Annotated in this window: 8 protein-coding genes; 6 read left to right on the top strand and 2 right to left on the bottom strand. The window is 68.4% G+C overall.

Going from position 1 to position 14,999, the window contains the following annotated elements; translation table 11 throughout:
* Positions 1-150: 150 nt before the first annotated feature.
* Together ACX9TP_RS11800 and ACX9TP_RS11795 are read left to right on the top strand one after the other, a co-directional pair.
* Entirely contained in the window at positions 151-1,833 is a 1,683-nt protein-coding gene (locus ACX9TP_RS11800) for a prolyl oligopeptidase family serine peptidase (RefSeq protein ID WP_482979806.1), read from the top strand.
* 217 nt (positions 1,834-2,050) lie between these two features.
* On the top strand, positions 2,051-4,216 hold the full coding sequence (locus tag ACX9TP_RS11795) for an RCC1-like domain-containing protein (RefSeq protein ID WP_482982154.1): 2,166 nt from the start codon (positions 2,051-2,053) through the stop codon (positions 4,214-4,216).
* A 380-nt stretch (positions 4,217-4,596) separates the two neighbouring features.
* Here ACX9TP_RS11795 and ACX9TP_RS11790 read toward each other — a convergent pair whose 3' ends face one another.
* Positions 4,597-5,484 (bottom strand): NAD(P)-dependent oxidoreductase, encoded by an 888-nt coding sequence (locus ACX9TP_RS11790; protein WP_482979805.1) that lies wholly within the window; start codon positions 5,482-5,484, stop codon positions 4,597-4,599.
* Positions 5,485-5,812: 328 nt separating this feature from the next.
* Between ACX9TP_RS11790 and ACX9TP_RS11785 the strand changes: the two genes are divergently transcribed.
* Entirely contained in the window at positions 5,813-7,183 is a 1,371-nt protein-coding gene (locus ACX9TP_RS11785; RefSeq protein ID WP_482979804.1) for a WGR domain-containing protein, read from the top strand.
* A 172-nt stretch (positions 7,184-7,355) separates the two neighbouring features.
* Here the strand turns inward: ACX9TP_RS11785 and ACX9TP_RS11780 are convergent, their stop codons facing one another.
* The gene (locus ACX9TP_RS11780; protein WP_482979803.1) at positions 7,356-10,472 is read right to left on the bottom strand and encodes an MSCRAMM family protein; all 3,117 of its coding nucleotides are present in this window, start codon (positions 10,470-10,472) and stop codon (positions 7,356-7,358) included.
* Between the two features lie 809 nt (positions 10,473-11,281).
* Here ACX9TP_RS11780 and ACX9TP_RS11775 point away from each other — a divergent pair.
* The 3 genes from ACX9TP_RS11775 to ACX9TP_RS11765 all read left to right on the top strand — a co-directional run bounded on the left by ACX9TP_RS11775 (position 11,282) and on the right by ACX9TP_RS11765 (position 14,890).
* Positions 11,282-12,505 (top strand): hypothetical protein, encoded by a 1,224-nt coding sequence (locus ACX9TP_RS11775; RefSeq protein WP_482979802.1) that lies wholly within the window; start codon positions 11,282-11,284, stop codon positions 12,503-12,505.
* A 139-nt stretch (positions 12,506-12,644) separates the two neighbouring features.
* The gene (locus tag ACX9TP_RS11770) at positions 12,645-14,270 is read left to right on the top strand and encodes a DUF4214 domain-containing protein (protein ID WP_482979801.1); all 1,626 of its coding nucleotides are present in this window, start codon (positions 12,645-12,647) and stop codon (positions 14,268-14,270) included.
* 194 nt (positions 14,271-14,464) lie between these two features.
* The gene (locus ACX9TP_RS11765; protein WP_482979800.1) at positions 14,465-14,890 is read left to right on the top strand and encodes an ester cyclase; all 426 of its coding nucleotides are present in this window, start codon (positions 14,465-14,467) and stop codon (positions 14,888-14,890) included.
* The last annotated feature ends 109 nt before the right edge of the window (positions 14,891-14,999 follow it).

Here is a 14,999-nt window from a genome sequence, read left to right as displayed (position 1 = left end):
CGTCCCCCCGCGGGCGCCGAGGTGGCGTCCATTGACCGTCGCCGGCTCATGGGCGGTGCGCTCGCGGGCCTCGCGGTCCTGGGCGGCGCCCTGCTGGTTCGTCGTGCGGGGCTGCATGGGCCCTCGGGGAGCGGGACGGACGAAGGGGGTGTGCGGGAGGTGCTCTCGTTCCTGGAGGAGCATGGGAAGCTGCCGGTGACCGCGTCCGGGGACGGCCGCTGGCTGCTCGAGAAGCGCTTCCTGGCGGAGGCCTTCGAGCTTCGGGTCGTCAACCGCGCGACCGGCGCACTCGCGGCTTGCGCGCTGTCCGCCGACTCGCAGCTCGCACTCGCCTTCTGCCCGAAGGGACGGACGGTGGCGTTCCTGGCCTGCTCGGGCGGCGACCGGCGCTTCGCGCTGCAGCTCCTGGACATCGACACGGGAAGGGTCACCGCCGCCCCTACCCCGCCCACGCGCTCCGCCGCCGCCCCCATCCTCTGGGCCCCCGATGGCCAGCGCCTGCTCTACACCCTGGCCGAGGGCCCCTCACAGCATGCCGTCGTCTTCGACCGCGGAAGCGGGCAATGGCAGCGCATGGAGCCTCCCCTGGCCGCGCGCTGCGAGCCGGCGTGGAGCCCGGATGGCCGACGGATTGCCCTGGCTTCCGCACAGCAGCCAGGAACGTTGGCACTCGTGTCGCTGGACGACTCGCCGGGCGTTCGGACCCTGGTCATCGCCGAGCGGAGCGAGCTGCGCCAGCTGTCCTGGCGGCCCGATGGCGGCGCGCTGGCGGTGACCCTTCGGAGGGAGACCGATGAATACTTCTCCCTGCTCGAAGTGGACTGCCTCACCGGACGTCAGAGCGTGGTGGCCCAGCCGCCGGGGGACGTGAGCGAGCCAAGATACCTCGGCGCCTCGGAGCTCCTGTTTCGCGTGGGCTCCGGGGGAGATGCGGGGCTGATGCGCGCGCGGACGGACCGGGGAGTAACGCGCCCCGTGGGGCCGGCGAGCGGCGTGGTGAACATGAGGAGTGGGGCCTCCGAGGGAGGACGTGTCTTCGCGCTGCATGTGGGCCGGACGAGCCCTCCGGCGCTGCTCGAGGTGTCGTCCGGTGAGGAGCCCGCGGTGGTGGGGCGCGCGACGTCCGCGTGGACTTCCGGCTGCACGGACGTCGAGCTTCGTGCGAGGGATGGCTCGAGTCTGCCAGGCTTCCTGTGGCGCCCGGGTACGCAGTCCACGCGGGGGCCCGCCGCGGTGGTCCTGGTCCATGGCGGTCCCGCGCTGCAGGAGCTGCCGGTCTGGGACGCGAGGGTGCAGGTGTTGCTCCGCGCGGGCTGCCATGTGCTGAGCTTCAACTACAGAGGCTCGACAGGGTATGGGGCGCGCTTCGAGCGGGCCGGGAACGACGCGGAGCGCGCCCTCGACGTCCTGTCCGCGGTGGACCACTGCGTCGACCGTGTCGGCGTGCCGCGCGAGCGCGTGGTGCTGCTGGGCTCCAGCTATGGGACGTCGCTGGTGGCCGGAGCGATGGTCGCCGAACCGGGCTGCTGCGGCGCGGCCGTCCTGGTTTCAACGGTGAGACTGTCCCGCATCGCCCGGCGCCAGCTCCCGACGCCGCCGCGCGTGGTGGCGTTTCACGGCGCGAATGACAACGTGCTCGCCCCCGCTCAGGCCCGAAGGGAAATCGAAGGATGCCTGGGCCCCGCCGCCCTCGCACACGAAGGGGCGTGGAGCGTCCTCGAGCACGAGGGGCATCATTTTCACCGCCTCCGCTCCTGGGCTCGGGTCTATGCGTCCGTCATCGCGCTCGCGAGCCAGGGCGCGCCTCAGGCCGAAGCACGCTTCGAGGGGTGAGATGACGGTCGAACCCAGCAGCGCGAGCCGGACCCCGGCTGACAGCAGGAGGCGTGGCGGTTCACCTCTATCGCTGGAAGCCCCATCAGGTCCTTGCTTTGCTGACGTCACACCACGAGTCGTTGCCAGAACAGACACAGGCAGGGGTTGTCACATGCACAGTGGACGGCAGGATGGAGTCAAGCGGCTGAGCGCAGTGTTGGGGACGGTGCTCGCAATGTGGCTGCTGGCGGGCTGCGAGAAGCCCACCGGCTCGGACCTTCCCGCCACCGGCACGCAGGCGCGCGCCTCGGTGTCCCAGGCCCAGGTCCTGGTGGCGGCGGGAGCGGCGCACTCGCTGGCGGTGCGGCCGGATGGCACCGTCTGGGCCGCGGGGCGCAACGTCTACGGCCAGCTGGGGGATGGGAGCTTCATCGACCGCGTGTCCCCGGTGCAGGTGCAGGGGCTGAGCGAGGTGGTGGCCGTGGAGGGAGGGGCCTCCCACTCGCTGGCGTTGCGCTCGGATGGCACCGTCTGGGCCTGGGGACACAATGGCTCCGGCCAGCTGGGGAGTGAGACCCTCGACGTTCAGCCAGGCCCGATGCAGGTGCAGGGGTTGAGCGGGGTGGTGGCTGTCGCGGCGGGCGGCTACCACTCGGTGGCGCTGCGCTCGGATGGCACCGTCTGGGCCTGGGGCGACAACTCCGCTGGCCAGCTGGGCGATGGGTATTCCACCACCTCGAGCCACACGCCCGTGCAGGTGCAGGGGCTGACCGGGGTTGTGGCCGTGGCCGGTGCGGACTTCCACTCGCTGGCGGTGCGCTCGGACGGCACCGTCTGGGTCTTCGGCTACACGACGAACACCCAGAGCGGGAGCCCGGTGCAGGTGCCTGGACTGAGCGGGGTGGTGGCGGTGGCGGGGGGCTTCTTCCACTCGCTGGCGGTGCGCTCGGACGGCACCGTCTGGGCCTGGGGCGACAATGAGTTCGGCCAACTGGGAGATGGGACCACCACGTCGCGCGCCTCGCCGGTGCAGGTGCAGGGACTGAGCGGGGTGGTAGCGGTGGCCGGTGGCTTCGCCCACTCCCTGGCGGTGAGCTCGGATGGCACCGTCTGGGCCTGGGGCGACAACTCCTATGGCACCCTGGGAGATGGAACCCTCGCCCATCGCGCGTCCCCGGTGCGCTTGAATGGGGTGAGCGGAGGGCTGGCCGTGGCCGCTGGCGACTTCCACTCCCTGGCGCTGCGCTCGGACGGCACCGTCTGGGCGTGGGGTGACAACTCTTCCGGCCAGCGCACGGATGGGAGCATCGGCAAGCGGAATTCCCCCGTGCAGGTGCCTGGGATGGGCGCGGTGGCGGCCATGGCGGCAGGGTCCTTCCATTCGCTGGTGTTGCGCTCGGATGGCACCGTCTGGGCCTCGGGCAACAACGACTCCGGCCAGCAGGGAGATGGCACCTTCGACCCCCACCCGTCCCTGGAGCAGGTCCCCGGATTGAGTGGGGTGGTGGCGGTGGCGGCAGGGGCCAACCACTCGCTGGCGTTGCGCTCGGATGGCACCGTCTGGGCCTGGGGAAACAATGAGTACGGCCAGCTGGGGAATGGGACCTCGAGCCGTCACGCATCCCCGGTGCAGGTGCAGGGGTTGAGCGGGGTGGTGGCCGTGGCGGGTGGATATGCCCACTCCCTCGCGGTGCGCTCGGATGGCACCGTCTGGGCCTGGGGAGGCAACTTCTCCGGGCAGCTCGGGGATGGGACGGCCACGCGGAGAGCCGTGCCGGTGCAGGTGCCAGGGTTGAGCGGGGTGGTGGCCGTGGCGGGTGGATATGCCTACTCCCTCGCGGTGCGCTCGGACGGTACCGTCCGGGCCTGGGGAGACAATGAGTTCGGCCAGCTGGGAGATGGGACCCTCACGGCGCGTGCCTCGCCGGTGCAGGTGCAGGGGCTGAGCGGCGTGGTGAGCGTGGCGAGTGGCGCGTCCCACGCGCTGGCGTTGCGCTCGGACGGCACGGTCTGGGCATGGGGCGCCAACGTCTTCGGCCAGCTGGGGGCGGAGACGTTCGACTGGTGGAGCGCGTCCCCGGTGCAGGTGCAGGGGCTGAGCGGAGCCGTGGCGGTGGCGGGCGGCAACTCCCACTCGCTGGCGGTGCTCTCGGATGGCTCCGCCTGGACCTGGGGATACGATTTCTCCAACCCGCAGGAGGACGGGTCCACCGCCTCGCTCCTCGCCCCGGTGCAGGTCGCCGGACTGGAAGGCGGGGTGGCCGTCGGAAGTGGCGGCGGTCACGCGTTGGTGAGGCACGGTGACGGCAGCCTGTGGGCCTGGGGCGTCAACTCCTACGGTGAGCTCGGGGATGGACTGCCCCGCTTCGGCGTCACGCCCATTCTCTCGCAGCTGCGCTGAGCCCCATCCTCGGTGAGGCGGTGCGTCTGGTGGCGCGGGTGCGGTGGGTATGGAGGCACTCGGCCGGGCGCAAAAGAAAGCCCCGTGGCACCTTGCTGGTGCCACCGGGTTCTTTGCAGATTGGAGGCGGCGGGAATCGAAGCCGCATCAAGGCGGAAGCAAGACCTCAAGCGGGTCGCGCTGTTAGCGGCTGATGCCTTGCTCTCTCATCGGTTCGTTCTGCCGTCCCAATAAGACAGACGCTTGACCTGGAGCGCGATAGCTCCACCCCGGTCGCGCTCCAATCAGCCACAACGACACCATTGCAACCACACGCCACGCCTCAATTCCAGTGAAGAACCGCGGGGCGGTGCGCGGGCCGTGGGCGGGTGGCGCGCGCGTCACGACGACTCGCGTTGCGTCCGTGCCTCGAGGGCATGCACGACGGCCACCATGTCCTCCTGGCCATGTCCCAGGGCCTGGGTCTCCCCAAAGAGGCCGAGGCACACGTCGAGCAGCGGCGAGGCCACTCGGGCGTCTCGCGCGGCCTGGGCGATGAGCCGGTTGTTCTTCAGCACGTCCGTGATGGAGGCCTGGACGGCGAAGTCACGGACCGCCAGCTTGTTGGCCTTGACCCGGGACACGCTGCTGGCCATGGGACCGGCGTCGAGCACGGCCAGCAGCCGCCGCAGGTCCAGGTCGTGGCGCTCCGCGAAGTGCACGGCTTCCACGAGCCCGGTGACCATGGTGATGAGGAACAGGTTCACGGACAGCTTCATGAGCAGTGCGCTGGGGACGGCCCCACACGGCACCGTCTCGTGGCACATCGGCCGGAGGATGGGACGGAGCTGCTCGACGTCCTCGGGCTCACCCGCGAGCATCGCCACGAGCTGACCGGCCTCGGCGGGCTTGCGCGAGCCGGAGACAGGCGCCTCGACGTAGCGGCCGCCCGCGGCACGGATGTCCGCGTCCAAGGCCTGCGAGTACTCGGGTGAGGTCGTCCCCATGTGGACGATGAGGTGCCGCGCGACGCGGGCCTCGAACTCCGGTGTGCCCCGCCCCAGCACGGCGTCCATGGCCGCGCCATCCGCCAACATCAGGAAGACGAGGCGCGCATGCCGGAAGACCTCGGGGGCACTCTCCGCGACGCGCGCGCCCGCGGAGCGCAGCGCCTCACTGCGCTCCGGAGAGCGATTCCATACGACGAGTGACACCCCGGAGCGCGCCAGATTCAGTGCCATGGGTTGTCCCATGACGCCCAGACCGATGAAGCCGATGTCCGCATGCATGCTGCTTTCCCTTCATCCACAGCCAGACGGGAACGCCACGCTAACGGCATGCATGAAGCGGTGACAGAGCCAGTTCCCCCGCGGTTTCGTGGATACAGTCCCCCCTGGAGGATGAGCGCGTTGAGCAGCCTGGCTCGCGGCCGCGCCACGCAGGCATGCGCACGCGACAGCGAGGGTTCGGGCTCGTGGACGTGGACGAAGGGCGCTCTGAAGCAGGTGTTCCCCTGCCCCCCTTGGGAGACCTGGGCGCCTCTGACGGTTGAACACGGCGGAGGGCTTTTCTAGCGTCGCGGCCGGGCGCGCCACCTCGGCGCGCGAAGGACGCTTGATGCCTCGGTTCGAGTTCAAGGAAGGCAGCACGGGCAAGTTCTGGGAAATCACCCTCTCCGGAAGCAGCTGCACCGCGCGCTGGGGCATCATCGGCACGGAGGGACAGTCGAAGACGCAGACCTTTGCCTCGCCCATGGCGGCCTGGAATGCCTACGAGAAGCTCATCATCGAGAAGGAGAAGCGGGGTTACGTGATGGCCGGCAAGGAGGGCGCCGCCAAAGCCTCCCGTGACGACGCGCGCGGAAAGAGCGCGTCCAACCCGGAGTTGGAGGCCGCCATCCTCGCGGCCCCTGACAACCACGAGGCCTACCTCGTCTATGCGGACTGGCTCCAGGGCAAGGAGGACCCACGCGGCGAGCTCATCACCCTCCAGCACGTGATGATGCAGGCTCGCGGTGACGAGGCCACGAAGCTCAAGAACCAGGTCAATGACTTCCTCGATCAACACAGGGCCACGTTGCTTGGAAAGCGGCTGGCCGAGGTGCAGGAGGAGGACGGCCTCCAGGTGGAGTGGCACCTGGGCTTCATCCGCTCGGCGCGTGTGGGCCAGAAGGAAGACGGCTTCATGGCCGACGTGGCGGAGGTGGTGAAGGCCTTGCTCGTCCACCCAGCGGCGCGCCTCCTCCGCGAGCTCACCATCGGCCTGGCCGGCTTCGGCGGGGACAACGACTACAGCGACGTCATCGAGTCCCTCACCAAGACCCTCACCCGGCCAGGCGGCGCGAAGACACTCCAGCGCCTGTTCATCGGCGACTTCAGCCGGGACGACGCCGAGATTTCCTGGTCGCCCCTCAATGACGTCTCAGCCCTCCTGAAGCAACTCAAGAACCTGCGCTCGCTGCGGCTGCGTGGGGCCGCGCTGGCGCTGGGCGACATCGACCTGCCGGAGCTGCGTGAGTTCACCGTCGAAACGGGCGGCCTGCCCCTGTCGGCGGTGAAGTCCATCGCCAATGCCAGGTGGCCGAAGCTGGAACGGCTGGAGGTCTGGTTTGGCGACGCCAACTACGGGGCCGCGGGCGGCGTGGAGGACATCCAATCCATCCTCCACGGCAATGGGCTGCCCCACCTCAAGCACCTGGGCCTGCGCAACTCCGAGTTCACCGACGCGCTCTGCCATGCGCTGCCCCAGGCGGAGGTGCTCCCGCAGCTCGAGACGCTGGACCTGTCCATGGGGACGATGTCCGACGAGGGCGCGCGCGCCCTGGCGAAGAACGCCTCGGCCTTCGCACACCTCAAGCGCCTGGACGTCAGCCAGAACACGCTCAGCGCCGAAGGGCAGCAGCAGCTGGCGACGCTGGGCCCGCATGTGAGCGCGGGCCACCAGCGCGACTTCGACGAGGACTACCGCTACGTGTCGGTGGGCGAGTAGGCCCACCGGCAGGGTGCCATCCCGGCGGACTGTCTTCACGCCGGACGACGCCCGCGCCTCCGCACCCGATGCCCCCAGCTGAAGGCTGACGGGAGGGCGGGTCCGTCGGCGGGCGCCAAAAGCCCCACGGCCCGGTGGGTCTCTTTGAGCACCGGGCCGTGGGCTCCCTACCTCATTGCCACCGGTACACGGCGACGTCGTCGTCGTTGAAGTAGCGCGTCAGGCATGCCGACTGCGGCGAGCACGGCACCTCACCCGTGCCGGTGTTCAGGTAGAGCTGCGCGGGTGTGAATGGCAGCGTCACCGTGCGCATGCCCGCGGTCTTCACGTGAACCATGAGCGTGTTGCCGCGTGCTTCGACGATGTCACCGGGAGTGGTGAACAGCGTCACGCCCGCCTCACTCGCGAACTGGCGATAGAGCGCGCTGGTGAGCCCCGGCGAGGCGGAGTGGATGACCGTGTAGCTGCCGCCGGTGACGGTGAAGACCTTCTTCGCGAGCGCGGGCTTCGCCATGTCGTAGACGTACGACCCGAGGGGCGTCGACGTCCCATCGAAATAGAACCACGGGGTCATCGGGTACTCGAGGCCGTAGTTGGAGCTGGCGGTCATCGCCGGGGCGGTCTGCAGCGTCAGGAGCGTGCCCGTCCCGAGCAACGTCGTGATGCCCGTGAGGCTCGTGATGTTGTTCACCGAGGGGGCGGAATCGCCGTTGAGGTAACCCGCCCCCTGGATGAAGAGCAGCGTCTTGCCCGCGACCTTCAGCTTGTTCGTGATGGCCGTGCGGTTCGCCGCCGTCACATTGAAGGTGTTGAGGAAGATGGCCAGCTTGATGCTCGATGCCGGGAAGTTGCCGCTCTGCAGGTCATCGAGGCGGTAGACGCGGAACGGTGCACCGATGCGCGCAATCGTGTCGAGGGCACCGCCATACACCCTGTTCCCGTAGTCGTAGGTCGACTCACCCGCCGGGTTGATGGCGGGCATGTACGCGGGAGACAGGTCGTCGACGAAGACCGCAATCTGCGAGGTGACCGGGTTCGTCACGTTCGTCGAGACGCGGTTCGCCTGCGCGACGACGTCGGCGAGCGCGTCCCATATCTGGTTGGTCTCACCCGTGCGGTCCGTATCGCCAAACCAACCGCCATTGAGGTCGAACCAGTAGAGGCCGTTGCCGTGAATGGCGGTCGCGATTGCATTGCGGCGGAGAAGCGCCTGGGTCTTCTCGACCGTCACCGCGAACCTGTGGTCGGCGCCCACGGGCGTCAGGACCGTGCGGGTGTCGTCCTCGTGAATCCACAGCTTGCCGTGGATGTTCGCCGAGTCCATCGGTCCCTGCGGGATGAACGGCTCGCCCGTATCGCGTCCCCACGGGTAGCTGAGCGGCGCCGCAATCGCGTCGACCGAATTGCTGGCGAGCAGCGTCTTCAGCCCGAGGTGACCGCTGGCCGGAAGGTTCCACTCACGACCGAACAGATAGCCATAGAACGCGACGGTCAGGATGCGGTTTCCGGAGAGCGTCTTGGCCGTGCCGCACAGGTCGCGGATCGCGCTCGCGATGCGAATGGACTGGTGCTGGTTGAAGTACGCCGCGCGCTTGGAGTTGAGGTGGGTCGGGTCCAACACGAAGCTCGGAAGCGTTGAGCCGTTGGAGACCCCGCCGTTGCGCTCGGCGAGGGTCGGGACGCGACAGCCCGTCACGAGGTCGCTTGGGAGCCCGCTCCACGCGCAGAACTCCGAGCTCGCCGTGTTGCTGACCGTTGGGTAATAGAAGCTCGCCATGCTCGCGGGCCACCACGGTGCGGGCGAACCCGCGCCGCCGCCATCGGCGGTCTGCGGCTCGAGGAACCACTCACCGCTCGTGAGGAAGGTCGGCATGAAGCCGGCGACCTTGCCCGGGTAGTTCCGATCGAGGTGCCCAAGCACGCTCTGGACCTCGGCTTTCGCCGCGGCAAGCCATGCCGCGTTGACATCGAAATACGTCTGGTTGTCGTACTCACCCGCCATGTTCACACCGCGGAGGTATTCGCTGCCTGGCGCCTCGATGAACCACCGGACCAGGAGGTACGGTGGATTCGCCATCTCGTTGAGGTGCGAGATGAGCTCGTTCAGGGAGGACGTCTGTGTGTTGAGGAGGGACACCTCGACGATGGGAAGCGCACCGGCAACGCCGGAGAGATGCGAATCCATCGCCGCGAGCTGCGTGTCGAAGTCGCCCCAAATGCCTTTGCTGATGTCGTCCGTCTGCTCGTTGAGCGCAAGGAAGAGCGGAACGCCCTCGGCGCAGGTGCCGCCGTCCTGCGGGCAGATGCGAACTTCCTTGCGCTCGGCGTCGGAGGTGACGGTGACGGCCGGACCGCTCCAGCACGAGGCCGTGAAGCCCTGCGCGCTCGCGTTCGGGCCGACGCTCACAGTGCGCGAGGCCGGTGAGAACGTGCAGCCCGGCTTCGACGGCGACACCGTATACGTGCCCGCCGGGAGTGAACTGAGCGTGTAGTTGCCGCTCGAATCCGCGGACGTCGAGTAGCCGCCGGTGGCGGTGAGGGTCGCCGACGCGGTGCCCGCGTTGCCCGAGATGGAATAGGTGCTGGAGCCAGCGCAATTGATGGTGAAGTTCTTGTTCAGTCCGTCAGGCGCAACGGTGACCGCCATCGACGACGGCGAGAACGTGCAGCCCGCCTTGGACGGTGTGAGCGTCCACGTGTTCGGAACGAGGCTATAGATGGTGTAGTTGCCGCTGGCGTCGGACACGGCCGAACGCGGGCCGACCGACACGGTGACGCCGGCCGCCCCCACGTTGCCACTGATCTTGTAGTAGGTGAATGACGGCGAACCGAGCATCGGGTTCGGACCGGCGTCGTTGTCGTTGTACGCGTAGCCGTAGAGCGAGTGCGTACCGTGCTGCCAGCGCGGGTCATCCGGAATGTCCCAATGCCAGCCGTGCATCGTCGTGCCGCCGCAGACATTGACGACGTCGGGCCGTGAGCGATTGGCCGAGACACCTCCCGCGAAGGTTCCCGTCGCGTAGGTGCCGTCCATGTAGAAGTGCATCACAACCGGCGACGCCCATCCGTCGGGGTCGCACGTCCAGCCCTCGCTGTAGTAGCGGCTCGTGGAGACGTTCGCCCAGATGCCCTCATGATTGCCGAGCGGCGCCGTGGCCCCGACCGACTGGCCCACGACACCGGTGACACCCTCGTTCTGTTGCACGCCGTCACGCGGTTCGACGTCAACCTGGCAAGCTGTCGCCACCAGGACGGTGAACGCGGCCACCACCTTCCACACGGTTCGCATGTTGCTGTCCTCCCATCGGTGGCAGCCCGTCTATTGCGCGTCACTCTGCGATGTCAACGGACGGCGTTTGACATGGACAAACAATTGCAGCAGGACCACAAGACCCGCCGCGTCCCGTGGAGGACGTGGATGGCGAGCTCGGGGCCCTGCCTGTAACCCCTCACCTCACGCAACAGGCGCCTTTGTAGCGGCTCGTGTCACAGGCCCCACCCCTGCGCGGACACTTGAGAGGAGCGATTCCTGTGGCATGAGCATCGCCCCCAAACGTGGGCAGGGCCGAAGCCACGAGAGGCGAGCCCACCGCCTGAGGTGGCGGCGAAGGTGGAGGCGAAGAAGGAGCGGACGCGGCGAGTGGCTGGGGCCGGGCTGCTGCGCCGCACGTAAAGCGCTGGACGTCTTCGCCGGCTCTCGGTGTGCAGGGCGTCGGCGGGTGCTGGCATCCCTGAAGGCCCCCGCTGGGGTGCACGCCCACACCCCTGCGGCCTGCTGCCTGGCTGGGCCGCTTGGGCGGGCACGAGCCCCCTGGAGCTGCAGACGGCCCTGGTGGAAGCGCTCGCCGCGTTCACCGTGTGCCGCGGCGGCACGCGCGGGCCCGCGCGTCGCTGGGTTCGCCCGGGCCGTGTCCTCAAGGCCGACTGCGGCACGCTCAAGCCCGCTGCGACGACGGTGCAAGGCAGGCCGGAGCGGACGCTCAGCTCAAGGGCTCCGGGCCGTGCCTTTCCGGGCCAGCTTCGCCATCTCGTTGAGGAATCCGACGGCGGTGTCCACCACGGCCTTCGTCTCGCCCTCCCCATGAATACCGGACCGACGTGCCCGTCATCATCGCCATGCTCCGCACCTCACGAACCGCACTCCTGCTCACCGCGCTGACTGCCACGTTCGCGACCGCGGCGGGGGCCGAATCTCCCGTCTCCCCGGTGCCGATGATTGTCATGGACAAGGGGAGCATCTCGCTCGTGGACAGGGACGGCTCGCGACTCCTCGCGGACTGTCACATGGACACGGAGATCCGGATGCTCATGGGCCCCAAGCAGGGCTCGATGCTGCGCGAGCGGGAACCGTGTTCCATGTGGGGACTCGCCGTGCACCCTCGGACAGGGCGCTGGGCGGTGTCGGTCTCCATCATGAAACACAAGGTCCGCATGGAGGTGGGCGGTCGCGAGTACATCCCGCCCACCGACAAGGCAGGACGCATCAAGGAGGGCAACTTCCTCATCCTGGGTGACCGCCAGGGCGTCGTGGCCGTGACTCCCGGCAGCGCCGAGACGTGGACGACCAACGGGCGCTTCATCGGTCAGCAGCCCATGGCGTTCACGGAGGACGGTGCGCGTCTGCTCGTCATGACGTCCGACTCCTCCTCCTGCCAGTGGTGGAGCTGGAGCTTCGGGCCCCAGCCTGGCGGCCTTCGCCTGCTCCCACCCGGAATGACCGACAGCTCCTGCAACCAGCTGGTCCCCGGCGAGAACCGCACCGCCCTGAAGCACGAGCGCGCTGGCGTCCGCCTCGCCACCCTGGACCCGACGGGCACCAAGCCGTGGAAGGTCGCACGCCCGCTGCGCCTGGAGCGCAGCAAGATGGGGACGGCCCTGGTGCTCGGGGAGACGCTGGTCTTCTTCCGCGCAGGGTCGGAGCATCCCGAATACGGCGTCTGCGATGAATCAAAGCCCGGCACGTACCGGCGCGTCGAGCTGAACACCGGCGAGGAGCAGGCCTTTCACGCCCTCGACGGTGACTGCTACACGGGCGAATTCCTCATGGCGAACGCGCGTCGGCGGACAGTGTACTTCCACAAGGGCCGCGACCGCGTGGATGGCGGCGAGCGGCTGTTCGAATACGACCTCGATTCCGACACGACGCGCGAGCTGGAGATCCACAGTCTGTACAAGATGCATGACATCAGCGCGGATGGGCGGACGCTCCTCCTGTACACCTACTCCGCAGGGCTCGTGGTGTATGACATCGACTCGGCAGGCGTAGCCGAGGTGGGAGCCATGTCCAAGGACGGCCAGGCGAAGCTGCTCGAGCCGCGTTGAGTCCGGGCGGCACCCCGGAGCTCGAGCGCGCGCCGTGCTCCATGCCGCCTGGCAGCGCTTCGAGGCCGCCATGATACCTTGCGCGCGCAACCTCACACGCAAGGGGTATTGAGTGATTCAGGCTCGGCAGACCCGGTACATGCGGCTATCCACACTCGCTGTCCTCATCCTCGGCGCGCTTCCCACGCAGGCCATCGCAGGCCCGGAGAACGTTCCGGCCCAGTACATCGCCAAGATCTACACGGAGGCCCTGGGCCGAGCTCCGGACCAAGAATCATGGAACGCGGTGACGAATCCGTTCCTGAGCGGCTGCACGGCGGCGCAGATGAAGAGCCTGGGCAAGTCCATCTACACCTCCAGCGAATACGCGGGGCTCAACTACAGCCACGCCGCGAAGCTCATCACCCTCTATCGCGGCGCCTTGAATCGCGAGCCGGACAGCGCGGGCTTCAACCTCTACCACCAGCAGCTCACCGCCGGGACGCCCTGGGCCACCGTGGTCGACACGCTCTTCGAGAGCTCCGAGTTCGCGGGGAAGGTCAGCAGCTACTGCGCGACCCGCTCTGGGTGGAGCTCCAATCCCGTGCTCGCCGTGCCGACCGAGGGGGTGGCGGACTTCGCGGGAGGCACCGGCGCCCAACTCCAGCTCCTCCTGGACAGCAAGGCGCAGAGTGGTGGAGGCATCGTCACCTTGAGCCGCCGCGCGGTCGTCCGCGTCTATGAAACGCTGAGGGTTCCGAGCAACGTGGTCCTGATGACGGCGGAAGCCCCCCCAGCTCGTCGCTATGCGGAGATGGGCCGCATCGTGCGGGCCGCTGGCTTCAACGCGCCTCTCGTGACTGTCGCGGCCCGAGCCGTGCTCAAGAACGTCTGGGTGGATGGCCGGCGGACGGAATTCGGCTACATCCTCCCTCCGAGCGGCATCCGGGACGCCAACGCACCGAACATCGTGGCCTTCTGTGATTCGACCATCAGCTCCAACCGCTTCGGAGATTCGTCGGGCGGACTGAACCTGTATGTCGCAGGGGCCTCGCAAGTCGGCACCTACCCCTCCTGCGCGGGGGATTACACCGCCGACATCACGCAGAACCTCGTCACGGCGTATGCCAGCCCGGACAACAGCTACACGCAGGATGGCATCAGCGTCGCCTACCACAACGCGCAGATCACCCAGAACACCCTGGTGGACCTGACGGACGTGGCCATCGTGCTCTATCGGCCCGAGGGAACCCTGGCGCAGCACTCGCGGATCGCGAACAACACCGTCTTCAGTGCGGGCAACGCCGCCGGAGGCGGAATCGTCCTGGATCCGCTCCCGGCCCCCACCCCCGGCCAGCGCGTCTTCTACTCGTTCGTGGGCACGCGGGTCGAACACAACACCATCTGGACCAGTGCGCGGGGCTACATCAAGATCGCGCTCTCGGTTGGCACGCGCCCATGGTTTGGGGATTACGCGAACTACGGCAGCGGCGCGGTGGTCCGGTACAACGGCACGGGCAATTCATCGCTGTTCACCAACTCCAACATCCTCATCGCCGCGAGCGGCATGAGCGACCCGACCACCATCGAAGGCAATGCCTTCTATGGCACTCCCTTCGCGCGGCCAACGAGCGTCGATCCCCGCTCCTGCCCCGTGGCGGGCGCGGCGAAGGACATCACCCCCGCGTACTCCCCCAGCACCCTGCAAGGGGGCGCGTATACGGTGGTCACCTTTCCTCCTGACGGTTGCGTGCCGCCGTTCCCGTGGCCGCCGCCCTGGCTCTGAGAGAACCGCGAGCTGTTGATGACACGGCCACGGGCGAAGGGGGACCGGCTACGGCTCCCCCAAGCTGTGCCGCCCTCAACAGGGCGCCTACGGCCCTGACCAGGACGTGGTCGTCTACCGGCACTGTGTCTGGAATGTGAATACCGCCTTCACCTTCCAGGCGTGCGCGGATGTGGCCGGGCGAGAGTGCGCCCATGGTTACCGACTCCAAGGCCCACGCGCGCCGGTTCTACGCGGTGCTCGAGGAAGCGATTCGCACCGGCGACGTCGCGCTCCTCGACGAGGTCCTCCAGCCCGACGCCGTCGACCACAACCCGGACCCGGACATGAAGCCGGGGCGCGAGGGAATCAAGGAAGCCTTCGCGGGCCTCCGGACCGCGCTGCCGGATGCAAGCTTCGTCATCGAGGACATCCTCGCCGAGGGTGACAAGGTCGCCTGCCGCGTGACGACGCGCGCCACCCATCGCGGTCCGTTCATGGGCTTCGCGCCGACGGGCCGCGCGATTTCGTACACGGTGCTCGACCTCCTGCGCTTCTCGGCGGATGGCAGGCTCATGGAGCGCTGGGGGCTCGTCGACGAGGCGACCCTGAGGAAGCAGCTCGCCGCGCCGGGGGAGTAGCAGCGGTGCTGCTCAGTGCTTCTCGCGCAGCAGTCGCACCGCCGTGTCCAGCACGGTGTCGCGTCCCGCGCGGAAGTCGCTCACGCGCGGGGTGACCTTCACGTGCGGA

The organism is Pyxidicoccus sp. M15 (assembly GCF_056858435.1).
Note: the sequence above shows the minus strand (reverse complement) of the source record. Positions and strands in the feature narration are given on the sequence as shown.

Excerpts from the sequence above, each read along its gene's own strand:
- ACX9TP_RS11795 (WP_482982154.1), top strand. The coding sequence starts at position 2,051 with ATGTGGCTGCTGGCGGGCTGCGAGAAGCCCACCGGCTCGGACCTTCCC.
- ACX9TP_RS11790 (WP_482979805.1), bottom strand. The coding sequence starts at position 5,484 with ATGCATGCGGACATCGGCTTCATCGGTCTGGGCGTCATGGGACAACCC.
- ACX9TP_RS11785 (WP_482979804.1), top strand. The coding sequence starts at position 5,813 with ATGCCTCGGTTCGAGTTCAAGGAAGGCAGCACGGGCAAGTTCTGGGAA.
- ACX9TP_RS11780 (WP_482979803.1), bottom strand. The coding sequence starts at position 10,472 with ATGCGAACCGTGTGGAAGGTGGTGGCCGCGTTCACCGTCCTGGTGGCG.
- ACX9TP_RS11770 (WP_482979801.1), top strand. The coding sequence starts at position 12,645 with ATGCGGCTATCCACACTCGCTGTCCTCATCCTCGGCGCGCTTCCCACG.
- ACX9TP_RS11765 (WP_482979800.1), top strand. The coding sequence starts at position 14,465 with ATGGTTACCGACTCCAAGGCCCACGCGCGCCGGTTCTACGCGGTGCTC.